Origin of the sequence: Streptomyces sp. NPDC050617, assembly GCF_040654795.1 — a bacterium.
GTDB lineage: Bacteria > Actinomycetota > Actinomycetes > Streptomycetales > Streptomycetaceae > Streptomyces.
This window is the reverse complement of sequence record NZ_JBFAIS010000038.1, coordinates 39,236-62,273: the sequence shown is the minus strand read 5'-3', so window position 1 is coordinate 62,273 and position 23,038 is coordinate 39,236. Positions and strand designations below refer to the sequence as shown.

Annotated in this window: 19 protein-coding genes and 1 tRNA gene; 8 read left to right on the top strand and 12 right to left on the bottom strand. The window is 71.8% G+C overall.

The genetic code is table 11. From position 1 onward, the window contains the following. Nucleotides 1–3: 3 nt before the first annotated feature. Complete coding sequence (locus AB0I49_RS34345; RefSeq protein WP_363231116.1) at nt 4–1,101, bottom strand: fatty acid desaturase; 1,098 nt, start codon at nt 1,099–1,101, stop codon at nt 4–6. 293 nt (nt 1,102–1,394) lie between these two features. Here AB0I49_RS34345 and ppc point away from each other — a divergent pair, with 293 nt between their 5' ends. Continuing rightward, complete coding sequence (gene ppc / locus AB0I49_RS34340; RefSeq protein WP_363231133.1) at nt 1,395–4,082, top strand: phosphoenolpyruvate carboxylase; 2,688 nt, start codon at nt 1,395–1,397, stop codon at nt 4,080–4,082. Between the two features lie 73 nt (nt 4,083–4,155). Here the strand turns inward: ppc and pth are convergent, their stop codons facing one another. The 5 genes from pth to AB0I49_RS34315 form a co-directional block, all read right to left on the bottom strand. Continuing rightward, on the bottom strand, nt 4,156–4,746 hold the full coding sequence (gene pth / locus AB0I49_RS34335) for an aminoacyl-tRNA hydrolase (RefSeq protein ID WP_363231115.1): 591 nt from the start codon (nt 4,744–4,746) through the stop codon (nt 4,156–4,158). A gap of 129 nt (nt 4,747–4,875) precedes the next feature. Further along, nucleotides 4,876–5,463 carry a 50S ribosomal protein L25/general stress protein Ctc gene (locus tag AB0I49_RS34330; RefSeq protein ID WP_363231114.1) on the bottom strand — a complete coding sequence of 196 codons (588 nt, stop codon included), beginning with the start codon at nt 5,461–5,463 and terminating at the stop codon, nt 4,876–4,878. A 208-nt stretch (nt 5,464–5,671) separates the two neighbouring features. Further along, entirely contained in the window at nt 5,672–6,649 is a 978-nt protein-coding gene (locus tag AB0I49_RS34325; RefSeq protein ID WP_363231113.1) for a ribose-phosphate diphosphokinase, read from the bottom strand. A gap of 88 nt (nt 6,650–6,737) precedes the next feature. After that, nucleotides 6,738–8,195, bottom strand: a complete 1,458-nt coding sequence (gene glmU, locus AB0I49_RS34320) for a bifunctional UDP-N-acetylglucosamine diphosphorylase/glucosamine-1-phosphate N-acetyltransferase GlmU (protein ID WP_363231112.1) — start codon at nt 8,193–8,195, stop codon at nt 6,738–6,740. Between the two features lie 109 nt (nt 8,196–8,304). Further along, nucleotides 8,305–8,377, bottom strand: a tRNA-Gln gene (locus AB0I49_RS34315). A 312-nt stretch (nt 8,378–8,689) separates the two neighbouring features. Here AB0I49_RS34315 and AB0I49_RS34310 point away from each other — a divergent pair. Next, nucleotides 8,690–10,063: a histidine kinase gene (locus tag AB0I49_RS34310; protein WP_363231111.1), complete on the top strand. Its 1,374-nt coding sequence runs from the start codon at nt 8,690–8,692 to the stop codon at nt 10,061–10,063. 192 nt (nt 10,064–10,255) lie between these two features. Then, nucleotides 10,256–10,753 (top strand): SigE family RNA polymerase sigma factor, encoded by a 498-nt coding sequence (locus tag AB0I49_RS34305; protein ID WP_363231110.1) that lies wholly within the window; start codon nt 10,256–10,258, stop codon nt 10,751–10,753. Between the two features lie 39 nt (nt 10,754–10,792). Here AB0I49_RS34305 and AB0I49_RS34300 read toward each other — a convergent pair whose 3' ends face one another. Then, on the bottom strand, nt 10,793–11,215 hold the full coding sequence (locus AB0I49_RS34300; RefSeq protein WP_363231109.1) for a hypothetical protein: 423 nt from the start codon (nt 11,213–11,215) through the stop codon (nt 10,793–10,795). 11 nt (nt 11,216–11,226) lie between these two features. Further along, the gene (locus AB0I49_RS34295; protein WP_363231108.1) at nt 11,227–11,472 is read right to left on the bottom strand and encodes a hypothetical protein; all 246 of its coding nucleotides are present in this window, start codon (nt 11,470–11,472) and stop codon (nt 11,227–11,229) included. On the opposite strand from AB0I49_RS34295, the gene AB0I49_RS34290 reads away from it, so the two are divergent. Continuing rightward, on the top strand, nt 11,471–12,718 hold the full coding sequence (locus tag AB0I49_RS34290; RefSeq protein ID WP_363231107.1) for a mannosyltransferase family protein: 1,248 nt from the start codon (nt 11,471–11,473) through the stop codon (nt 12,716–12,718). The two genes, AB0I49_RS34295 and AB0I49_RS34290, sit on opposite strands and share 2 nt — an antisense overlap. A gap of 296 nt (nt 12,719–13,014) precedes the next feature. Here AB0I49_RS34290 and AB0I49_RS34285 read toward each other — a convergent pair whose 3' ends face one another. Continuing rightward, on the bottom strand, nt 13,015–13,512 hold the full coding sequence (locus AB0I49_RS34285; protein ID WP_363231132.1) for an SUKH-3 domain-containing protein: 498 nt from the start codon (nt 13,510–13,512) through the stop codon (nt 13,015–13,017). Between the two features lie 17 nt (nt 13,513–13,529). Next, nucleotides 13,530–14,069, bottom strand: a complete 540-nt coding sequence (locus tag AB0I49_RS34280) for a YwqJ-related putative deaminase (protein WP_363231106.1) — start codon at nt 14,067–14,069, stop codon at nt 13,530–13,532. 508 nt (nt 14,070–14,577) lie between these two features. On the opposite strand from AB0I49_RS34280, the gene AB0I49_RS34275 reads away from it, so the two are divergent. Continuing rightward, complete coding sequence (locus AB0I49_RS34275) at nt 14,578–15,555, top strand: HNH endonuclease (RefSeq protein WP_363231105.1); 978 nt, start codon at nt 14,578–14,580, stop codon at nt 15,553–15,555. A 70-nt stretch (nt 15,556–15,625) separates the two neighbouring features. On the opposite strand, the gene AB0I49_RS34270 is transcribed toward AB0I49_RS34275, so the two are convergent. Continuing rightward, nucleotides 15,626–15,877, bottom strand: coding sequence for a hypothetical protein (locus AB0I49_RS34270; protein WP_363231104.1), 252 nt, complete (start codon nt 15,875–15,877; stop codon nt 15,626–15,628). Between AB0I49_RS34270 and AB0I49_RS34265 the strand changes: the two genes are divergently transcribed. The 3 genes from AB0I49_RS34265 (at nt 15,777) to AB0I49_RS34255 (ending at nt 21,168) form a co-directional block, all read left to right on the top strand. Next, complete coding sequence (locus tag AB0I49_RS34265) at nt 15,777–18,887, top strand: SUKH-4 family immunity protein (RefSeq protein WP_363231103.1); 3,111 nt, start codon at nt 15,777–15,779, stop codon at nt 18,885–18,887. The two genes, AB0I49_RS34270 and AB0I49_RS34265, sit on opposite strands and share 101 nt — an antisense overlap. A gap of 251 nt (nt 18,888–19,138) precedes the next feature. Continuing rightward, a complete protein-coding gene (locus AB0I49_RS34260; protein ID WP_363231102.1) occupies nt 19,139–20,098 on the top strand; it encodes an LCP family protein in 960 nt (319 codons plus the stop codon). Between the two features lie 122 nt (nt 20,099–20,220). Then, a complete protein-coding gene (locus tag AB0I49_RS34255) occupies nt 20,221–21,168 on the top strand; it encodes a cellulose-binding protein (RefSeq protein WP_363231101.1) in 948 nt (315 codons plus the stop codon). A gap of 99 nt (nt 21,169–21,267) precedes the next feature. Here the strand turns inward: AB0I49_RS34255 and AB0I49_RS34250 are convergent, their stop codons facing one another. After that, nucleotides 21,268–22,731 carry an MFS transporter gene (locus AB0I49_RS34250; RefSeq protein ID WP_363231131.1) on the bottom strand — a complete coding sequence of 488 codons (1,464 nt, stop codon included), beginning with the start codon at nt 22,729–22,731 and terminating at the stop codon, nt 21,268–21,270. Nucleotides 22,732–23,038 lie beyond the last annotated feature (307 nt).

Sequence of the window (23,038 nt, the reverse complement as noted above, 5' to 3'; positions counted from 1 at the left end):
CAATCATGCCGCCTGCGCGGCCTCGCCCTTCCCTGAATTTCCGCCCGACCCGTCTCCGCCCCCGCCACCGCCGCCGTCGCCCCCGTCGCGCGACGGCCCGCCGGCCGCCACCGAGGAGCCCTTCCCGGCCTCCGCCCCGGACGGCTCGCGGCGCGACGCGATACGGGCCGCGTCCGGCCAGCGCACGTCGTACGCCCACCCCGCCCGCTCGAACCAGCGGATCAGCCGGGCGCTGGAGTCCAGCTGCCCCCGCAGCACCCCGTGCCGCGCGCTCGTCGGGTCCGCGTGGTGCAGGTTGTGCCACGACTCACCGCAGGACAGCACCGCCAGCCACCACACATTGCCCGACCGGTCCCGCGACTTGAACGGCCGCTTCCCCACCGCGTGACAGATCGAGTTGATCGACCACGTCACATGGTGCAGCAGCGCCACCCGCACCAGAGACCCCCAGAAGAACGCCGTCGCGGCGCCCTGCCACGACCACGTCACCAGACCGCCGACCAGCGGCGGAATCATCAGCGACACCACCGTCCACAGCACGAACTGCCGCGAGACCCGGCGGAGCGCCGAGTCCTTGATCAGATCCGGCGCGTACTTGTGCTGCGGCGTCTGCTCCTCGTCGAACATCCAGCCGATATGGGCCCACCACAGCCCCTTCATCAGCGCCGGCACCGTCTCGCCGAACCGCCACGGGGAGTGCGGATCCCCCTCCGCGTCCGAGAACCGGTGATGCCTGCGGTGATCCGCCACCCAGCGCACCAGCGGCCCCTCGACCGCCAGCGACCCCATCACCGCCAGCGCGATCTTCAACGGCCGCTTCGCCTTGAAGGCGCCATGCGTGAAATGGCGGTGGAAACCGATCGTGATGCCATGGCAGCCGATGTAATACATCGCCACCATCAGCCCCAGATCCAGCCAGGAGACCCCCCAGCCCCACGCCAGGGGCACCGCGGCGACCAGCGCCACAAACGGCACCGTGATGAACAGCAACAGCGCGATCTGCTCGACCGACCGCTTGTCGTCGCCACCCAGAGTGGCAGAGGTCAAGGTGGGTTCCTGGGCCTTCGGCGCGTCTTCGATCACGTCGGGGCTTGCAGTCATGGCATCCCTCATGGGGGTTCGACACACGGCTACGGTTCCGTAACCTACGGCTACGTAAGTATGGCAGGGCACGCGTATCGGGCAATAGGGCTGTGGATGACAGCGCGTCGCAGCCACCTATCCTGGGTCGCGGTCGGACAGCGCGGTCCGCAACCTCTCCAGACGTGCTCAGAACACTGCAAGGAGCCGCCCCCGTGAGCAGTGCCGACAACACCCGTACAGCCGCCGACGGCGCCGTCACCGACACGACTGACGACACCGGCACCACCAACGGCGAAACGACCAACGCAGCCCTGCGCGCCGACATCCGCCGCCTCGGCGACCTCCTCGGCGAGACCCTCGTGCGCCAGGAAGGCCCCGAACTCCTCGACCTCGTCGAGCGCGTACGAGCCCTCACCCGCACCGACGGCGAAGCCGCCGCCGACCTCCTCGGCGCCACCGACCTCGCCACCGCCGCCAAGCTCGTACGGGCCTTCTCCACCTACTTCCACCTCGCCAACGTCACCGAACAGGTACATCGCGGCCGCGAACTCAGCACCCGCCGAGCCGCCGAGGGATCCATCCTCACCCGCACCGCCGACCAGCTGAAGGACGCCGACCCCGAACACCTCAGGCAGACCGTCCAGAACCTCGGCGTCCGCCCCGTCTTCACCGCACACCCCACCGAAGCGGCCCGCCGCTCCGTACTCAACAAGCTCCGCCGCATCGCGGAACTCCTCGACACCCTCGCCACCGGCGACAAGCGCCGCACCGACCTGCGCCTCGCCGAGAACATCGACCTGCTCTGGCAGACCGACGAACTCCGCGTCGTCCGCCCCGAGCCCGCCGACGAGGCCCGCAACGCCATCTACTATCTCGACGAACTCCACACCAACGCCGTCGGAGACGTCCTCGAGGACCTCGCCGCCGAACTCGCCCGAGTCGGCGCCCCCCTCCCCGCCACCACCCGCCCCCTCACCTTCGGCACCTGGATCGGCGGCGACCGCGACGGCAACCCCAACGTCACCCCCCAGGTCACCTGGGACGTCCTGATCCTCCAGCACGAACACGGCATCACCGATGCCCTCGAGGTCATCGACACCCTCCGCGCCGCCCTCTCCAACTCCATCCGCAATTGCGGCGCCACCGACGAACTCCTCACCTCCCTCCAGCACGACCTCGAACTCCTCCCCGAGATCAGCCCCCGCTACAAGCGCCTCAACGCCGAAGAGCCCTACCGCCTCAAGGCCACCTGCATCCGGCAGAAGCTCGTCAACACCCGCGAACGCCTCGCCGCCGGAGCCGCCCACCAGAGCGGCCGCGACTACCTCGGCACCCCCGAGCTCCTCGCCGACCTCCAGCTCCTCCAGGACTCCCTGCGCGCCCACCGCGGCGAACTCATCGCCGACGGCCGCCTGGAGCGCACCATCCGCACCCTGGCCGCCTTCGGCCTCCAGCTCGCCACCATGGACGTACGCGAACACGCCGACGCCCACCACCACGCGCTCGGCCAGCTCTTCGACCGCCTCGGCGAGGAATCCTGGCGCTACGCCGACATGCCCCGCGACTACCGGCGCAAGCTCCTCGCCAAGGAACTCCGCTCCCGCCGCCCCCTCGCCCCCAGCCCCGCGCCCCTCGACGCCGCCGGCGCCAAGACCCTCGGCGTCTTCCAGACCGTCCACCAGGCCATGGAGAGCTTCGGACCCGACGTCATCGAGTCCTACATCATCTCCATGTGCCAGGGCTCCGACGACGTCTTCGCCGCCGCTGTCCTCGCCCGCGAAGCCGGCCTCCTCGACCTCCACGCCGGCTGGGCCAAGATCGGCATCGTGCCGCTCCTGGAAACCACCGACGAACTCAAGGAAGCCGACCGCATCCTCGACGAGATGCTCGCCGACCCCTCCTACCGACGGCTCGTGGCGCTCCGCGGCGACGTCCAGGAAGTCATGCTCGGCTACTCCGACTCCTCCAAGTTCGGCGGCATCACCACCTCCCAATGGGAGATCCACCGCGCCCAGCGCCGACTGCGCGACGTCGCCCACCGCTACGGCGTACGGCTCCGCCTCTTCCACGGCCGCGGCGGCACCGTCGGCCGCGGCGGCGGCCCCACCCACGACGCGATCCTCGCCCAGCCCTGGGGCACCCTCGAAGGCGAGATCAAGGTCACCGAACAGGGCGAGGTCATCTCCGACAAATACCTCGTCCCCTCCCTCGCCCGCGAAAACCTCGAACTGACCGTCGCCGCGACCCTCCAGGCATCCGCCCTGCACACCGCGCCCCGCCAGTCCGACGAGGCGCTCGCCCGCTGGGACGCCGCCATGGACACCGTCTCCGACGCCGCCCACGACGCCTACCGCAAGCTCGTCGAAGACCCCGACCTGCCCGCCTACTTCTTCGCCTCCACCCCCGTCGACCAGCTCGCCGAACTCCACCTCGGCTCCCGGCCCTCCCGCCGCCCCGACAGCGGCGCCGGCCTCGACGGACTCCGCGCCATCCCCTGGGTCTTCGGCTGGACCCAGTCCCGACAGATCGTCCCCGGCTGGTACGGCGTCGGCTCAGGACTCAAGGCCGCCCGCGAAGCCGGCCTCGACACCGTCATCGACGAAATGCACGAACACTGGCACTTCTTCCAGAACTTCCTGTCCAACGTCGAAATGACCCTCGCCAAGACCGACCTGCGCATCGCCCGGCACTACGTCGACACCCTCGTACCCGACGACCTCAAGCACGTCTTCGCCACCATCGAAGCCGAACACGAACTCACCATCCGCGAAGTCCTGCGCATCACCGGCGAACGCGAACTCCTCGACGCCAACCCCGAACTCCGCCAGACCTTCCGCGTCCGCGACGCCTACCTCGACCCCATCTCCTACCTCCAGGTCACCCTCCTGCACCGCCAGCGCGAAGCCGCCGGCCGCGGCGAAGAACCCGACCCCGTACTCGGCCGCGCCCTCCTCCTCACCGTCAACGGCGTCGCCGCCGGCCTCCGCAACACCGGCTGACCGCACCACCGCGCACAACACGACGGCGGCCCCTCACCACACGAATGGTGAGGGGCCGCCGCCATGAGCGAGCTCAGGAGTTGTACGTACTCTGCGCCCGCTCCAGACCATCCACGACCAGCGACTCCACCGCATCCGCCGCCCGGTCCACGAAATAGCCCAGCTCCTTGCGCTCGGCGGAGGAGAAATCCTTCAGCACGAAATCCGCCACCTGCATACGGCCCGGCGGACGCCCGATACCGAACCGCACCCGGTGATAATCCGGCCCCAGCGACTTCGTCATCGACTTCAGCCCGTTGTGCCCGTTGTCACCGCCGCCCAGCTTCAGCCGCAGCGCCCCGTAATCGATGTCCAGCTCGTCATGGACCGCGATGATCCGCTCCACCGGCGCCTTGTAGAAATCCCGCAGCGCGGTCACCGGACCACCCGACAGATTCATGAACGACATCGGCTTCGCGACGACCACCCGGCGGCCCGACGGACCCGGCGCCCCGATCCGCCCCTCCACGACCTGCGCCCGCGCCTTGTGCGCCTTGAACTTCGAACCCATCCGCTCCGCGAGCAGATCGGCGACCATGAAGCCCACATTGTGGCGATTGGCCGCGTACTCCTGGCCGGGATTGCCCAGCCCCACGATCAGCCAGGGCCCCGCTGCATCCGTCATCTGCATGTCTCCTTGAAGCCACTCAGCCGCCGTCCCGACGCCTGCGGCGTGGAACGGCGGCTGAAGAAGAGATTACCGGCGCGGGAAGCACCCGGCCCACGGACCAGGACGCCCCGCGGAGGGAACCGCTCAGGCCTCGGCGCCCTCGGCGTCCTCGGCCGACTCGTCGGCGGCCTCGGCCTGCGCCGAGACGACCTGGAGCACCACGGCGTCGTCCTCGACGGCCAGCGTGCTGCCGGCCGGCAGGGTGATGTCCTTGGCGAGCACCGAGTGACCGGCGTCCAGACCCGCGATGGAGACCGTGACCGACTCCGGGATGTGGGTGGCCTCGGCCTCGACCGGCAGCGTGTTGAGGATGTGCTCCAGCAGGTTGCCGCCCGGCGCCAGGTCGCCCTCGGTGTGGATCGGGATCTCGACGGTGACCTTCTCGCCCTTCTTGACCGCCAGGAAGTCCACGTGGACCAGGAAGCCGCGGATGGCCTCACGCTGCACAGCCTTGGGGATGACCAGCTCGCTCTTGCCGTCGACGTCCAGGTTCAGCAGGACGTTCGGGGTCTTCAGCGCCATCATCAGGGCGTGGCTGTCGATCGCCACGTGCTTCGGGTCGCCGCCGTGACCGTAGATGACGCCGGGAACCTTGTCCTCGCGGCGCACACGGCGCGCGGCGCCCTTGCCGAACTCGGTACGGACATCGGCGGCGAGCTTGACCTCGGCCATGGTGACTCCTCGTAGTAGACGTATCCAGCGGGCGTCACCCGGCCCACGACAGACCTGCTACGAAGAGCGCGTCGATAACGGACCGCCGCACCACACGGATGCGGCCTCCCTCGCCGAGCAACCCTGTGAGTCTACCCGGCGGGGAGGCCGCCCAGAAATCGATCAAGCGACCGCGGTCGCCCACCCCGTCAGACGGGGCCCGGAGCCGTCAGGCCTGCTCCTCGAAGAGACTCGTCACCGAACCGTCCTCGAACACCTCGCGCACCGCCCGCGCGATCGTCGGCGCCATCGACAGCACCGTGATCTTGTCGAGCTCCAGCTCGCTCGGGGTGGGCAGGGTGTTCGTGAAGACGAACTCGCTCACCTTCGAGTTCTTCAGCCGGTCCGCCGCCGGACCCGACAGCACACCGTGCGTAGCCGTCACGATGACGTCCTCCGCACCATTCGCGAACAGCGCGTCCGCCGCCGCGCAGATCGTGCCGCCCGTGTCGATCATGTCGTCGACCAGGACGCACACCCGGCCCTCCACATCGCCGACGACCTCGTGCACGGTGACCTGATTGGCCACGTCCTTGTCCCGCCGCTTGTGCACGATCGCCAGCGGCGCGCCCAGCCGGTCGCACCACCGGTCCGCGACGCGCACGCGCCCCGCGTCCGGCGAGACGATCGTCAGCTTCGAACGGTCGACCTTCGCACCCACGTAGTCCGCGAGGACCGGCAGCGCGAACAGGTGGTCCACCGGCCCGTCGAAGAAGCCCACGATCTGGTCCGTGTGCAGGTCCACCGTCACGATGCGGTCCGCACCCGCCGTCTTCAGCAGATCGGCGATCAGCCGCGCCGAGATCGGCTCACGGCCGCGGTGCTTCTTGTCCTGCCGGGCATAGCCGTAGAACGGCAGGATCACGGTGATGCTCTCGGCGGAAGCCCGCTTCAGCGCATCGACCATGATCAACTGTTCCATGATCCACTTATTGATGGGAGCCGTATGGCTCTGCATCACAAAGCAATCGGCACCACGCGCCGACTCCTGAAAACGGACATAGATCTCGCCATTGGCGAAGTCGAACGCCTTCGACGGGACCAGGTGCGCCCCAAGCTGATGAGCGACCTCCTCCGCAAGCTCGGGGTGGGCGCGGCCGGAGAAGAGCATCAGCTTCTTCTCGCCGGTCGTCTTGATCCCGGTCACAGCACGGTCTCCTTGCCAGCTCAATGAAATGGTGGGCACTTTGTGCGCGCCTATCACGGTACGCCCCGCACGACGCACCCCTTCGCGATCACTGCTCGGCGTCAGGCTTCGCACCAGCGGCGGAAGCAGCCTGCGCGGCGGCGCTCCCCGGACGCTTACGCGCCACCCAACCCTCGATATTCCTTTGCTGGCCACGGGCCACCGCCAGCGAACCAGGCGGCACATCCTTCGTGATGACCGACCCCGCCGCCGTATAAGCACCGTCCCCGACCGTGACAGGAGCCACAAACATGTTGTCCGAACCGGTACGGCAATGAGCCCCCACCGTGGTGTGGTGCTTCGCCTGACCGTCGTAATTCACAAAGACACTCGCCGCGCCGATATTGGTGAACTCACCGATCGTCGCGTCACCCACATACGAGAGATGCGGCACCTTCGTACCCTCGCCGATCACGGCGTTCTTCATCTCCACATACGTACCGGCCTTCGACTTCACACCCAGCCGCGTACCCGGCCGCAGATACGCGTACGGACCCACACTCGCCCCCGCACCGATCTCCGCACCGTCCGAGACCGTATTCGTGACCACCGCGCCCGCACCCACCGACGTGTCCTTCAACCGCGCGTTCGGCCCCACCTCGCACCCGGCCGCCAGCCGCGTCGAACCCAGCAGCTGCGAACCCGGATGCACCAGCGCGTCCGGCTCGAACTCGACCGACACATCCACCCACGTGGTCGCCGGATCCACGACCGTCACACCCGCCATCATCGCCGCGTTCAACAGCCGCTCATTGAGCAGCCGGCGCGCCTCGGCGAGCTGCACCCGGTTGTTGATCCCCAGAATCTCCCGGTGATCACCACCCACGGCCGCCCCCACCCGGTGCCCCGCCTCCCGCAGGATGCCGAGCACATCCGTGAGGTACTCCTCACCCTGGCTGTTGTCCGTACGCACCTTGCCCAGCGCGTCCGTCAGCAACTGCGCGTCGAACGCGAACACACCGGAGTTGATCTCCTTGATCGCGCGCTGCGCCTCCGTGGCGTCCTTGTGCTCGACGATCGCGGTCACCGCGCCGCTGGCGCCGTCCCGCACGATCCGCCCGTACCCGGTCGAGTCCGGGACCTCGGCGGAGAGCACGGTGACCGCGTTCCGGTCGGCGGCGTGGGTCTCGGCGAGCTGCCGCAGCGTCGCGCCGGTCAGCAGCGGGGTGTCGCCGCAGACGACGACGACCGTGCCGTCGAGCGCGACGCCGCCGTCGCTCAGCGCCTCCAGCCCGATGCGCACGGCATGGCCGGTGCCGTTCTGCTCGTGCTGCACGGCGGTGTGGACGGCGGGATCGATCTCGGCGAGATGCGCGGAGACCTCCTCGCGGGCATGCCCGACCACCACGACGAGGTGCTCGGGATCCAGCTCGCGGGAGGCGGCGACGACATGTCCGACGAGAGACCGTCCGCAGATCGCGTGCAGGACCTTGGGGGTAGCCGACTTCATGCGGGTGCCCTCACCCGCTGCGAGGACGACGACGGCTGCCGGGCGGTTGGCGCTCACGGGTGTGCCCTTCGGCTTCGGGTGGTGGACAACCGAAGGATACCGGTGCGTAAGTGACCTGAAACGAGGAAGGGTCCTGACCTGGGGGTCAGGACCCGAACTCAGCTTGCTCCCCCGCCAGGATTCGAACCTGGACAGATGGTACCAAAAACCATAGTGCTGCCTGATTACACCACGGGGGATAATAAGTGTCTAAACCGGACATCGCGTCAGGCTGTCGACCTTGCTCCCAACACTATGCCGTACCACCAGCCTTCGATGCGACGGTATAGGTCGGCGCTTTGCCGCACCCGGACCACGAGGCAGCCTCGGTAGGTCTCGCCCGTGTTCATCAGTCATGGCGGCAGCCTCGCCGTTCGCGTGGACAGAGGGGGCGAAAGCGTGGTCGATTCGATAGTTCGGATGAATAGGGGGCTTTTCGTGTGTGTTCGGGTCGGGTGCGTGCTGCTGCGCGTAGCGGATAACCGGTGGCGTCCCCCTTTACGCTGGATGGCATGACCGCAACGGGGGAAGCCGCAGGAATGGGCGTGCGAGGTGCGCCGACGGGGCCGTGGTGGTGGGCGCGGCGTCGGAGTCTGGTGCTGGATGTCTGTCTGACTCTGGTCTCGGTGCTGGAGTGCGTGGTGGAGGGGGCCGGGTTCTCGCGCGAGGCGTCGCTGCCGTTGGGGTTCGGGGTGCTGGTGGGGGCGCTGGCCGGGTCGGTGATGCTGCTGCGCAGGCGGTGGCCGGTGGCGGCGGTGCTGGTGTCGATCGCTGTGACGCCGGCGCAGATGGGGTTTTTGCTGGGCGTGGTGGCGTTGTACACGCTGGCGGCGTCGGATGTGCCGCGTCGGATCATCGCGGTGCTGGCGGGGATGTCCGTCGTGGGGTCGTTGATCGTGGTGTTCGTGCGGTTCGACCGGGATATGGCGCAGGACGGTTATACGCCGGGTGTGTGGCTGATCGCGGCGATTTCGGTGCTGGTGGCGCTGGGGTTGTCGGGGCCGCCGGTGCTGTTGGGGATGTATGTCGGGGCGCGGCGTCGGTTGGTGGAGAGTCTGCGGGAGCGGGCGGATGGTCTGGAGCGGGAGCTGTCGCTGCTGGCGGATCGGGCGGAGGAGCGTGCGGAGTGGGCGCGGAGTGAGGAGCGGACGCGGATCGCGCGTGAGATGCACGATGTGGTGGCGCATCGGGTGTCGTTGATGGTGGTGCATGCGGCGGCGTTGCAGGCGGTCGCGGTGAAGGATCCGGAGAAGGCGTCGAGGAACGCGGCTCTGGTGGGGGATATGGGGCGGCAGGCGCTGACCGAGTTGCGGGAGATGCTCGGGGTGCTGCGCAGGACGCCGGAGGGGCAGGTGGCGGAGAAGCCGTCGGCTGCCGAGCCGACGCGGTTGGCGGCGGCGGCTGTGGCGGTGGCTTCGGGTGGTCCGGCGGAGGCGGGGCCGGGGGCCGAGGCTGCGGGTGGTGTGACGTTGGTTACGGGTGAGGGCGGGGAGGGTCCGTGCCTCGCTGATCTGGAGGATCTGGTCGGGCAGTCGCGGGCGGCGGGGATGGTCGTGGAGCTGCTGGCGGAGGGTGCGGAGCGGTCGTACGGGTCGTCGGTGGAGCAGACGGCGTACCGGGTCGTCCAGGAGGCGCTGACCAATGTGCACAAGCACGCGCCGGGTGCGAAGGCGCGGGTGCGGTTGGCGCGTCGGGAGGCGGAGGTCGCGTTGCAGGTGGAGAACGGGCCGTCGGACGGAGGTGCGGATGTGCGGTTGCCGAGCGGCGGGAACGGTCTGGTGGGGATGCGGGAGCGGGTGTCGGCGCTGGGCGGGGTGTTCGTGTCGGGGCCGACGGACTCGGGTGGTTTCCGGGTGTCCGCGGTGATTCCGGGGGGTTCGTCGTGAGTGTGGGTTTTACGGGCGGGTAGTCGTCCGTTCTTGCGGTGTGGCGTGCGTCCGGTGCCGGTCCTGCCGGTCGTCCGGCGCTCTTGTCGTTCGTCCCGCGGCTCGGTTTCGCGGATTTCTGCCGTTCGCTGTCAACCGGCGGCGGGGTCCCGTGCGTATGGGGTGTGAGACCGAACGGATTTGGAGCCCGGTTTGACCGTCGAGGAGTTCGAGGAGTTCTACGAGCACGCGGTCAGACGGCTCACGGGCCAGCTCTACGTCATGCTCGGCGATCTGCACGAGGCTCAGGACGTGGTGCAGGAGGCGTTCGTCCGGGGCTGGAGCCGGCGGCGGCAGCTGGCTCGGGACGGGGCTCCGGAGGCGTGGATCCGTAAGGTCGCGTGGCGGCTCGCGGTGAGCCGGTGGCGTGGGCTGCGGCGGGCGGAGGATGCCTGGCGGCGGCATGGCGGGCCGCCGGAGGTGGCGGGTCCGGATACGGGCCCGGTGGAGCTGGTGGAGGCACTGCGGGAATTGTCGCCGCAGCAGCGCCGGACCGTGACGCTGCACTACGTGTGTGACCTGTCCGTCGAGCAGATCGCCGCCGAGACGGGGCTGTCCGGCGGGACGGTCAAGACTCATCTGTCGCGCGGTCGGGCGGCGCTCGCCGGGCGGTTGCGCGACCCGTACTCCGAGGAGGCTCCCGGTGTCTGACGGTTCTGACGGCGCTGACGTTTCGGGCCGGTACGACTCCTACCGGCGTGATTCCGGCGGTTCCGACCGGCTGGCCGCCGGGCTGAAGGGGCTGGCGGCGGCCGGGCAGGGCGGTGCGGCGCCGGTGCCGATGGCGGTGGTGGCGGCGCGTGGCAGACGGCGGCGGCAGCGCCGGGTGGCGGCGTTCGCGGCGGTGGCGTGTCTGGTGGTGGGCGGGGGGAGCGGGACGGTGGCGGCCGTGCTGGCGCGGGCCGGCGGGGACGGTGGCGGTGGTACGGCGCCGGCGGGTGTGCCGTCGGGTGTGCCCGCGCCGTCGTCCACGGAGCGTACGGGCGGGCGTGAGACGGGGCCTCCGGAGGGGGGTGCGGGGTCGTCGAGTCCGTCGTATCCGCCCTCGTCCACGCCGTCTTCGACGCTCGGTTCGACGCGGGAGTCCGATCCGTCGTCCGCGTCTTCTTCCACTGCCTCTACTTCTACTTCTTCTTCCACTTCTGTTTCTGTTTCTTCCGGCTCTTCTCTTTCTTCTCTCTCCTCTTTGTCGTCTCTGCGATCCGGCGGGCCGCCGTAGTCCTGGTCCGGCCATGGGTCCGGTTCTCGCCCTTGTCTGTTTCCTCCCTTCGCACTTTTGTCCTTATGTTCTTTGTCCGTACCCCGGCGGTGGTCTGCCGCCAGCTGGTTCCCGCGCCCTTCGGGCGCCGCGTCAGGAGACGTTCACCCATGGTCACTGCACCGTCGTTGGAGGCGCTGCGGCCCGTCGGCCCGTACGAGACCGGATCGGGGTCGTGGCGCCGACCGTGGCGCCGGCTGTCCCCGGCCGACTGGTCGGTGCTGCGCTTGTATCTGCTGAGCCGGATCGGTGTCTGGGTCATCGTGTACACCGCCGCGTGGATCTTTCCCAATGATCCGGGGGCGAAGGAGCCGGCTCCGTGGGTGGCCCGCTGGGACCAGTGGGACTGGGGGCATTTCAAGCGAATAGCGGAGTTCGGCTATTTCAACGGCCAGGGTGCGGTGGGCAGTGCGCAGCCGGACAACCGGGAGGCGTTCTTCCCGGGCTTCCCGGCGCTGGTGCGGCTGCTGCATTCGCTGGGTGTGGGGTGGACGCTTTGCGGGCTGCTGATCTCGTTCGTGGCGGGGGCCGTCGCGGTGGTGGCGCTGGCCCGTATCGCGCGGCTGTATCTGGGCGGCGGCGAGCGGACTGGGGCGGCGGCCGGGGAGGGTGTGGACGTCGGGCGGCGGGCCGCGTTCTTCCTGTTGCTCTCGCCGTGTGCGGTGTTCCTGGCGGCGGGCTATACGGAGGCGATCTTCCTGGCCTTCGCGCTGCCTGCCTGGCTGGCGGCGAAGCGGGGCCGGTGGCCGTTGGCGTCGCTGCTGGCGATGGGGGCGATGGCCACTCGCATAAGCGGTCTGTTCCTGATGGCGGCGCTGCTGGCGGAGTTCTTCCTGGGCGGCGGGGGGCTGCGGGAGCGGCTGCGGTCGCTGCCGTGGCTGGCGTTGCCCGCGCTGCCCGTCGCCGGTTACTTCGGCTATCTCTACGCGCGTACGGGCGACCTGATGGCGTGGAAGCACGCCGAGGAGCGCGGCTGGAACCGCGAGTTCCACGCGCCGTGGGAGGCGTGGCACAACACCTGGGTGTCGGCGTTCGGTCATGTGCAGTCCACGGGGTTCGCGGTGATGTTCCAGGGGGAACTGCTCGCGATGCTGGTGGGGGTGGCGCTGCTGGGCGTTCTGGCGTGGCGGCGGCGCTGGCCGGAGACGGTCTACATGGCGCTGAGCCTGTGGGCGTTGGGGACCTCGTACTGGTACGTGTCGGTGCCGCGCGCGACGTTGCTGTGGTGGCCGCTGTGGATCGGGCTGGCGGTGTGCAGCCTGCGGTGGCGCTGGGTGAAGGAGGCGTATGTGTGCGTGGCGGGGCCGTTGATGGCCTTGATGGTGGTGGCGTTCACGACGGGGAGATGGGCGGGCTGAGCGGCGGCGGTACCGCTGGGGCGTGAGCGCGTACGGCCGTCCCGCGCGCGTGGAGGCATGTGGAGGCATAGGGGCGTCCACGCGCGCGGGCGCGTACCGGCTCCCGGAGCGCGGCTGTACGTGCGTACGGGCTCCTGAGTGCGGCTGTGCGTGCCTACGGGCGTGTCCGTGCCGCCCGTTGGCGTACGTACGGGGGGCTTCCCCCTGCACGGCTTCCCCGTACGGTTTCGTCGCGCGACTTCCCCGCGCGGCTTTGTCGCGCGGCTTTGTCGCCCCCCCCCGTGAGCCGGCGGCTGTCAGGCGCGGCTGAGGCGGGTGGGCTGGGCTCCGCTGAGGAGGGTGCCGATGGCGTGGTCGATGTCGGTGCCGAGGTACCAGTCGCCGGTGTGGTCGAGGCTGTAGACGCGGCCTTCGGCGTCGACGGCGAGGAGTGCCTGGGTGTGCGGTTCCTCGCCGAGGGGGCTGACCTCGACGCCGAGGGCGCGGCCGAGGTCGGCGAGGGTGCGGGCGAGGTGGAGTCCGTGCAGGGGGTCGATGTGGAAGGGCGTGGGGGCGATCTGCCGGCCCTGTCCGGCGGCGGTGATGTGGAGTCCGCCGAATTCGGCCCAGGCTTCGACGGCGGCGGGGAAGACGGAGTGCCGGTGGCCGGCGGGGGAGACGTGGGCGCGGAGGGCGTCGGCCCACTGCTCGGCCTGTTTGATGTCCCAGCGGCCGGGTTGCCAGCCCGCTTCGCGGAGGGCGGCGTCGACGGCGGCGGGGAAGCGGGTGGCGGCGGTGCGTTCGAAGGCGCGCATGTCGGGCATGTCGGTGTTCAGCCCCTGCCGTTGTCGTCGGTCGGGGCGGCGAGGTCGACGGTCCGTACGCCGAAGTGGGCGAGGAGCGCGTCGCAGGAGCGGCAGGGGGCGGCGTAGCTGCCGTGCCGGGGGTCGCCGTCCTCGCGGATGTGGCGCGCGGTCAGGCGGGAGTGCTTGAGGGCGCGGCGGGCCTCGCCCTGGGAGAGGGGTTTGCGGGAGGCGCGTTTGCTGCGGCCCGTGTCGACGCCGGTGAGGAAGCGGGAGAGGAGCACGGCTTCGGGGCAGCGGCCGGTGAAGCGTTCGCGCTGGGCGCTGGCGAGGGTGTCGAGGTAGTCCTGCACCAGGGGGTGGAGGGTCGGTGGCTGCTCTCCTCTGCCCGCGGTGCCGGTGAGGGTCTTTCCGCGGACGGAGAGGGCCGCGGCGACGGCGGGCAGGATGCCGTCGCGGCGGTGCAGCAGCTGGGGCGCTTGTACCGAGTCGTCGGTGGCGCTCCAGCTGAGCCGGGGGTCGCCCGGCGTGGGCGCGGCGTCGGGGCCGCGGTCTTGCGTCGTGTGCATGTGGTGCTCTTCCCTCCCGTGCAATCCCCCTGTTGCGGGGATCAGATTGCCAAATGGGATGCCGGGTGCGGAAGTCAGGTGTGCGTTGTGCGCGAGTTGTGTGGCGGGCGGTCACCGTGAGGTAACGGGTCGTCGTGATGAGTGGGGCGGATGGGACGGTGGTGGCGGTTCTGGCGGAGCTGTGCGGGCTGTTCGCGGCTGCGTACACATTTTCCGGGTGTGACGCGGGCGGCTCACGGGTTTTTCGGTTCGGGGGCGTTCGGCGGTGCGTTCGGAGTCTTCGGGGGTTCTCAGGGGTTCTCGGGGGTTTCCGGGGGCGGCGGGGCCGTTGAGTCCGCCGGCCGTGAGAGGGCCGTGGGCCGGGTGCGGCGGGCGGGGCCGGGCGGCGCCGGACAGGGGTCGCCGCCGCTCAAGGGCGTGCTCGGAGGGCGTACGGCGGGGGCGGGGCCCCAGTCCGGGCAGCGCTTAGGCTGTTGGCAACACCCAGACGCAGCAGGGGGCATCCGCCATGACGACAGGTCGGCTCGGGCAGCAGGCCGCGCCACCGAACACGGCCTATGCCGGGCAGGTCGTGCACTTCCCGGATCCGGTCCGGGCCGCGCGCTACCCCAAGGGCGTGTGGGTGGACGGGGACGGTTTCCCGGACTTCTCGCCGTACGCGCGGGCCGCCGCGGAGATCGCGGAGCCGCCGGAGGGGTTCGGCGTCGACGAGCTGCGGCTCACCGACTACGTGTCCGCGAACGCCGCGCTGCACGCGGACGGCCATGAACTGTGGGCCAGCCTGCCGGCCGTCGCGACCCCGCACGGCTGGACCTGGCACCACGTGGTGGGCACGCGCCGGCTGGAGCTGGTGCCGGTCGAGGTCAAGGCGCTGCTGCGGCACCACGGCGGGCTGGCGACGGCCGCCGTCGACCACGCCAAGCGCGGCACGCGGCCGCTCCAGGAGACCCGGCCGGTGCACTTCGCGCTGCCGCAGCGGGACCTCGCGGTGGCGGAGGACGACGTGCTGGGCGTCGAGGAGGACCTGGGCTACCGGCTGCCGGGCGCCTACCGGGCGTTCCTGAAGGCGGCGGGCGGCTGCGCGCCGGTCGGCGCGGCGCTCGACCCGGAGCTGGGGCTCCTGGTGGACCAGCCGTTCTTCACGGTGCGCGGCGAGGCTGCGGTCAACGACCTCGTCTACATCAACAAGTGTCTGCGCGACCACTTCACCAAGGACTACCTGGGCGTGGGCTTCGTGCAGGGCGGCGTGCTGGCCGTGAAGGTGAAAGGCGATGCCATCGGCTCGGTGTGGTTCTGCGCGTACGACGACGCGCGGGACCGGGACGGCTGGTCGGTCCAGGAACGCGTCGAGCGGCTGCTGCTGCCCTGCGGGGAGGACTTCGACGCCTTCCTGCTGCGGCTGGCGGGCGGCCCGCCGGAACTGGAGACCGTGGCGAACCTGATGGTGGACGGCGGCTTCGCGTCCGCCGTCCCGGCGGAGGGGTGAGCGCGATGGTGACGTTCGCGCAGGCGCAGGAGCGCGCGGAGAGCTGGGTCAACGGCGATGTGCCGGCGTATCACCACCGCGAGGTGCGGGTACGCGAGTTCGACCTGGGCTTCGTCGCCTGGGCCGAGGACCGCGAGGACGGTCCGACGGGGGGCGGCGGCGCCGCCCGGCTGGTGATCGCGCGGGACAGCGGCGAGACGACGCTGTGGCCGGGGCTGCCGGTGGGCGAGGTGATCCGGCGGTACGAGGAGGAGTACGGGACCGTCGAGGCGCCGTCGCCCGCGGCGGACGCGCCGCCGCAGCGCATCGATCTTGAGGCCACGTCGTTTCTGCTGAGTCCGCCGGAGTGGTTGCAGCAGGCGGCGGACGAGAGAGGGATTCCGGACCGGAGGGGTTCGGGGGCGTCGGTTTCGGCGGCGTCGGCTCCGGGGGCGGGCGCGGCCGAGTCCGGTTCGCCTGCGGCGGGTGGCGTGTCGGGGCCGCCCGCTGGTGCGCCTGCGCCCGCTCCCGCGTCTGCGGCGGCGGGTGGTTCGGGGCCGTGGCCTGAGCCCGCTTCGTCGGCGCCGACGGACGCGCCTGCCGGTTCAGGTTCCGGGGCCGGTTCCGGTGCGGCTGCTGCCGCTGCCGGGCCGGTGCCGCCTGCCGCGCCGCCGGCTGCCGCCGGGGCCACGCCGTGGGCCGGGTCCGACACCAACGGCGGTGGCGACGGCGGCGACGGCCGGTCCGTCGACCTGCCCGCCACGGTCTTCGCCCCGCCGCTCAGCGGTTCCGACAGCGACGACACTCCGCCGTCCGGCGTGGGGCCCGAGGCCAGGACCGAGCTGCTGTCGAGGGGCAGCGCGCTGCCGCCGACGGCGGTCGCCCCGGCACTCGACGACGGCGCCTCCGGCGGTTCGCCGGGCGCGGGCGCCGCGGGCGGGTACGTACCGACTCGGCTGGTCCCGCAGTCCGACGGCGACAGCGACAGCGAAGGCCCTGGCGCGGGCGTACCGGCCGCCGCCGGGCCGCGACCCCCGGCCGCTCCGGCCGCCCCGAACGGCCCTGGGGCCCCGTCGGCTCCCGGAGTTCCCGGCCAGCAGACCGGCGGCCCCGGCGCTCCGGCGGGCGGGCCGGGGCAGCCGGGCGCGCCCGGCGCGGGAACCCCGCAGCCGCCCGCAGCGCCTGGCGCTCCGGCCGGTGTGGCGTACGCACCCACGATGCTCGCCGGCCCCGGCACACCCGGCGCCGCACCGGGGCAGCCGGGCCGGCCTCCGGCGCCTTCCGCTCCGCCTGCTCCTCCTGGCCCCATGCCGCATGGCGCGCCTGGCACCGGCGGCCCCAACTACCCCGGCCCGCCCGGTGCTTCGGGGCAGCCCGGCCAGCCTGGCGCGCCCGCCGGCGGTTACGGCTACCCCAGCCCGCCTGCTGCGCCTGCTGCGTCTGGTCAGTCCGGTGCTCCCGGTCAGCCCGGTGCGCCCGGTGCCCCTGGGGCCGGCAGTTACGGCTACCCCGGTGCGCCCGGCGCTCCTGGGCAGGCTGGTGCTCCGGCGCCTGGTACGCCCGGTGTCAGTGTTCCCAACTACTCTGGTCCGCCCGGTACTCCGGGTCAGCCCAGTGCTCCCGGTGCACCCGGTCAGCCTGCTGCCCCTGGGCCCGGCAGTTACGGCTACCCCGGTGCGCCTGGCGCTCCTGGGCAGGCTGGTGCTCCGGCGCCTGGTGCGCCCGGTGCCAGTGCTCCCAACTACCCTGGCCCGCCCGGTACTCCGGGTCAGCCCAGTGCTCCCGGTGCACCCGGTCAGCCCGGTGCGCCTGGGGCTGGCAGTTACGGCTATCCCAGTGCGCCCGGCGCTCCTGGGCAGGCTGGTGCTCCGGCGCCTGGTGCGCCCGGCACCAGTGCTCCCAACTACCCTGGCCCGCCCGGTACTCCGGGTCAGCCCAGTGCTCCCGGTGCACCCGGTCAGCCCGGTGCCCCTGGGCCCGGCAGTTACGGCTACCCCAGCGCGCCTGGCGCTCCGGGGTCCGGTGCCGCCGGTCCCAACAACCCTGGCCCGCCCGGTGCTCCGGGGCAGCCCGGTACGCCCGGTGCGGGTGCCGCCAACCACCCCGGACCGCCCGGACCGCCCAGTCCGCCCGGTGCTCCTGCTGCCCCGGGCCACCCCGCCCAGCCCAGCGCCGGCGGCCCCAACCACCCCGCGCCGCCCGGCGCCCCCGGTGTGCACGCCGCTGCCACCATGCTCGCCGGGCCCGGTCCCGGCGGGCCCGGTCCCGGCGGGGCGCCGCAGGGGCCGCCTCCGCAGGGGGCGCCCGTGGCGGGGGTGGCGCCGCCGCCCGGTGCGTACGGTTATCCGCCGCAGCCGCCCGCCGGGCAGCCGACCGTGGGGCCGGGCTATATGGCGGTGCTCCGCTACCGGGCCCAGGACGGTTCCGAGCAGCAGCTCATCCGGCGCAGCGCGCCCGGTACGCCGCACCCCGAGTGGCAGATCCTGCACGAGCTGCGCGCGATGAACGTGCCGCCGCAGCAGGTGCTGGAGCTCCACACGGAGCTGGAGTCCTGCGATCTGCCGGGCGGCTACTGCGCCCGTATGGTGCGTGAGACCTGGCCGCAGGTGCGGGTCAGCCACACTGCTCCGTACGGCCGCGATCACGTGACCCGGCAGCAGGGCGTACGGCACCTCGTCGAGCACCAGGGCGAGCTGCACCAGGTCGCCGACGGTCCGGCGCGGCCCGCGCCGAACCGTGCTCCGCTGCCGCTCCCCGGCCAGGTGCAGCCCGCGCCGCCGATCCCTCCGGAGGGGATCGCGCAGGAGCTGACGCAGGCGTTCGGCCCGCAGGGCGTCTTCCGGTTCGACAAGCGGGCCGTGTCGCGGCAGGGCGTTCCGGAGGTGGTCGCGCAGACGCTCGTACGGGCGGGGCTGCCGTTCGACTTCGGTCCGTTCTTCTGGGCGCAGGCGCAGCCGGGCCGGCCGGTGCCGACGCTGGCGGAGCTGGCGGCGGAGCGCGGGGTGCGGGCGGCGCCGGACTCGGGTTCGTACCTGGTGATGGGCAGCGACTTCGGGCGTCAGCTGTGTGTGCAGTACGGCACGGCGCACATCGTCGCGGTGCCGGTCGAGGCGGGGCCGGACGGGCAGTCGGTGGAGCCGCAGTTCGTGAACTCCGGGCTGCCGGAGTTCGTACGCTGCCTGGGCCTGCTGGGACGGATGTGGCGGCTGCGGTACGGGCTGACCCCCGAGCAGGCGGGCCGCTGGACCGTGGACTTCCAGGCGGAGATCGCCTCGCTGGACCCGGCCGCCCTGTCGTCGCCGGAGAACTGGTGGTCGGTGCTGCTGGAACAGATGTGGGACGGGCTGTTCTGACCGTGCCGCCGATCGAGGAGATCGAGGAGATCGAGGAGGAAGCGGAGGAAGAGGCGGAGGCGGTCTGACGCGGGCCGTCCGCCGCTGACCCCCCATCACCTGATCGAGGCGCCCGGCCTGCGGTATCGGCCGGGCGCCTCGATCCTTTCCCTATGGGCACCCCCGAGCCGCCGCAGCCCGGCAGCACCACGCTGTACCGGTCCGGACGTCGGCGGCGTGAGCGGCGTCCGCGCCGTCAGCGGGGCCGGCGGATGAGCTGGCCGAAGCGGATTCTGATCGTGCTGGCGGCACTGGTGGTGCTGTTCATCGCCTTCGCCGCGGGGCTCTACCTCTGGGCGGGCACCCAGGTGCACACGGTCGGCGCGCTCGCCGGGTACGAGGGCCGTCCGGCGGCCGGCAAGGGCACGGACTGGCTGCTGGTCGGCTCCGACAGCCGTTCGCACCTCACCGCGCGGCAGCGCGAGGAACTGCACGTCGGCGCCGACCACGGTCTGAACACCGACACGATCATGGTGCTGCACTACGGCGACAGCGGCCCGTACCTGGTGAGTCTGCCCAGGGACTCGTACGTGCCGATCCCCGGCCACGGCAAGAACAAGATCAACGCGGCGTACGCGCTGGGCGGGCCGAAGCTGCTGACGCGGACCGTGGAGCAGGCGACGGGGCTGCGGATGGGCCACTACGCCGAGGTGAACTTCCTCGGCTTCGTCGATCTCGTCAACGCGCTGCACGGTGTGCGCGTCTGTCTTCCCGAGCCGCTGCGCGACGAGAAGTCCGGGGCCGACTTCGACCGCGGATGCCGGGACATGAACGGCGCGCAGGCGCTCGCCTACGTCCGCGCCCGGTACAGCGATCCCCAGGGTGACCTGGGGCGGGTCAAGCGGCAGCAGCGGTTTCTGGGCGCGGTCGCGGACCGGATGCTCGGCGCGTCCGTCCTCCTCAATCCGTTCCGGCTGGTGCCGGTGGTGGACGCGGGGCTGTCGGCGCTGACGGTCGACAAGGGTACGGGCGTGTGGGATCTGGGCAGGATGGGCTGGTCGATGAAGCAGATCGCGGACGGCGGGGGGCGGAGCGTGACGGTGCCGGTCGCCGGTCCGGGTCAGGACCGGCCCGGCGCCGGTGACGTGCTGGTCTGGGACGAGGCGGGGGCGCGGCGGCTCTTCGACGCGTTGCGCGCTGACAGGCCGATTCCGACTTCTGGCACCAATTGACGCATCCTTGACTGGTGGAGTGGGCGGAGTGTCGCGGTATGGGCACTTCGGACGATCCACAAGGATGTGCGCCGGACCGCGTTACATGCCGGACAAAAGGGGCTTGAAGGATGAGTGCATCGATGTCTCCCCACGGTTTCGCTGTAGTGCGGGGCCGCGGATACCGGATCGAACAGGTCGACCGCGCGCTCGGCGACATCTCCCACGAGCGCGATACGGCCTGGGAGCGGGCCGCCCGGCTGACCGTGCTCGCCAAGGAGATGGAGGCCGAGGCGGAACGCCTGCGCGAGGTCGTCGCCCACCTCGCCCCGCAGACCTACGAGAGCCTCGGCGGCCGGGCCGCCGACCTCCTCGCCATCGCTGACGGCGAGGCCGCCGCGGTGCGCGCCAGCGCCGAGGCCGCCGCCGCCGAGCTGAGCGACTCCGCCGCCGACCACGCCCGCGCGGTCCACGACGCCGCGGCCGCGTACTCCGCGTCCGTACGGACCGAGGCCGAGGAGTGGGCCGAGGAGGCCACCGCCGCCGCCCAGCGCATCGCCGACGACCTGCGCGCCGAGGTGCGCCGCGAGGTCAAGGCCCGGCGCGGCGAGTCCCTCGCGGCGCTCAAGGACATGCGGCAGCGCACCGCCGAGACCCTCGCCGAGCAGGAGAAGGACCACTCCGAGCGGTGGGAGGCGGCGGGCCGGGAGCTCGCCGGGCACGAGGCGGACACGGACGCGCACATTGTGGACCTGGAGGAGTACGGGCGGCGGGTGCTGGCCGAGGCGCAGCGCGCGTACGCGGAGGCCGAGGAGTCCGCCCGGCACGGCCAGGAGGACGCCGAGGCCCAGGCCGAGTCGCTGGTCTCGCAGGCCAGGGCGCGGGCCGAGCGCGTGGAGCGGGAGACGGAACGGGTGCTGCGCGAGCACGAGGAGGAGCGCGACGAGCTGCGCGCCCACATGGTGCACGTCCGCAGCAGCCTCGCCGCGCTGACCGGGAAGCCGGTCGCGGACCCCGAGCCCGCCGAGGCGGGCGGCGCCCCGCCCGACGCCGGCTCGGTGCCGGGCCCCGCCCCCAGCTCGGAATCTTGACAGTCCTGACAGTCCTGACAGCGCCCGCGAGCCCGTAGCCCCCGCTCGTAACCCCCGTACGCCCCCGCCCGTAAGCCCCTGCCGCGCCCGTACGCCCCCTCAGCCCTCCTCCTCCGTCCGTACCGGGAAGCGGCGCGGCGCGAGGAGTACGAGCGTGAGCAGCGCGACGAGGGCCGCGCAGCCAGCGCCGAGGTAGACGTGGTCGACGGCGGTGGAGACCGCGTGGCGCAGGTAGTCGGCGGTCCGGGCGGTGAGGGCCGCGGGGTGGCTCAGGGCGCGGGCGACGGAGTCGAGGTCGTCCGGCATGCCGGGCCGTATCGCGGCGGGGGCGTCGGCGAGCCGCCCGGCGAGCGTGGAGTTGGCGACGGCCCCGAAGAGCGCCGCGCCGACGCTCTGGCCGACCTGGCGGCAGAAGAGGATCGAGGCGGTGGCGGTGCCGCGCTCCGACCAGCCGACCGACGACTGGACCGCGATGATCAGGGGGAGCTGGAAGAGGCCGAGGGCCGCGCCGAGCGCCAGCATGAGGAGCGCCGGCTGCCAGGCCGCGCCGCGGTAGGGGAGCAGCGGGAACGCGAGGAGGACGAGGGCGGCGCCGCCCATGCCGATGAGGGCGCAGTTGCGGAAGCCGGTGCGGGTGTAGACGCGGCTGCTGAGGGCGGAGGAGATGGGCCAGCTCAGCGTCATGACGGACAGGACGAACCCGGCGGGGATGGGGCCGAGGCCCAGGACCGACTGCGCGTAGGTGGGCAGGAAGACGGTCGGCGCGATCATCAGGAGGCCGAGCGCGCCGAGGGAGAGGTTGACGGCGGAGATGGTGCGGCGGCGCCAGACCCAGCCGGGGATGATCGGCTGTGCGGCGCGGCGTTCGATGGCGACGGTGGCGGCGGCGCACAGGGCGCTGCCGGCGAAGAACGCGGCGGAGGGGGCGGAGAGCCAGGGCCAGGCGACGCCGCCCTGGACGAGCGCGGTGAGCAGCAGCCCGCCGCAGGCGAAGATGGCGAGCGCGCCGGGCCAGTCGACGCGGGCGCGGGCGGTGCGGGCGCGCAGGGGCTCGTGGAAGTAGCGGGCGACGAGCCAGAGGGCGACGGCGCCGACGGGCAGGTTGACGAGGAAGATCCAGCGCCAGTCCGCGTAGCCGGCGAGGAGGCCGCCGAGGGCGGGGCCCGCGACGGCGGAGACGGCCCAGACGGTGGAGAGCTTGGCCTGGATCTTGGGGCGTTCCTTGAGGGGGTAGAGGTCGGCGGCGACGGTCTGGACGGTGCCCTGGAGGGCGCCGCCGCCGAGTCCCTGGAGGACGCGGAAGGCGATGAGGGCGGCCATGTTCCAGGCGGCGGCGCACAGCAGCGACCCGGCCAGGAAGACGGCCATGCCGACGACGAGGACGGGTTTGCGGCCGAAGGTGTCGGAGAGCTTGCCGTAGACGGGGAGGGTGACGGTGACGGCGAGCAGGTAGCCGGAGAACAGCCAGGAGAAGACGGAGAAGCCGCCGAGGTCGCCGACGATCTGCGGGATGGCGGTGGAGACGATGGTGCCGTCGATGGCGGCGAGCGCCATCGCGAGCATCAGGGCGGCGGCCACCGGGGTGCGTCTGCTGTGCGACGGTCCGGGGGCCGCCTCGGGTATCGCCGCCGATTCCGTTCGCCGCTCGGTGCCGCTCACCGTGCCCCCTCCGTCGAACCGCTGGTCCGTGTACGACCCACACTTCCACGTGGGGGCGGGGCGCGGTACCGGGTATCGGGGGCAGTCAGGGCGCAGGAGGCGTACGTTCCGCCGCGGCCGGACGCCGGCCGTCCCTGAGCCGGGGGCCGTCCGCAAGGTCCGTACCCCTAGGGGGAGTTACGCACTTGGCCTGATTCGGCGTTCGTACCGG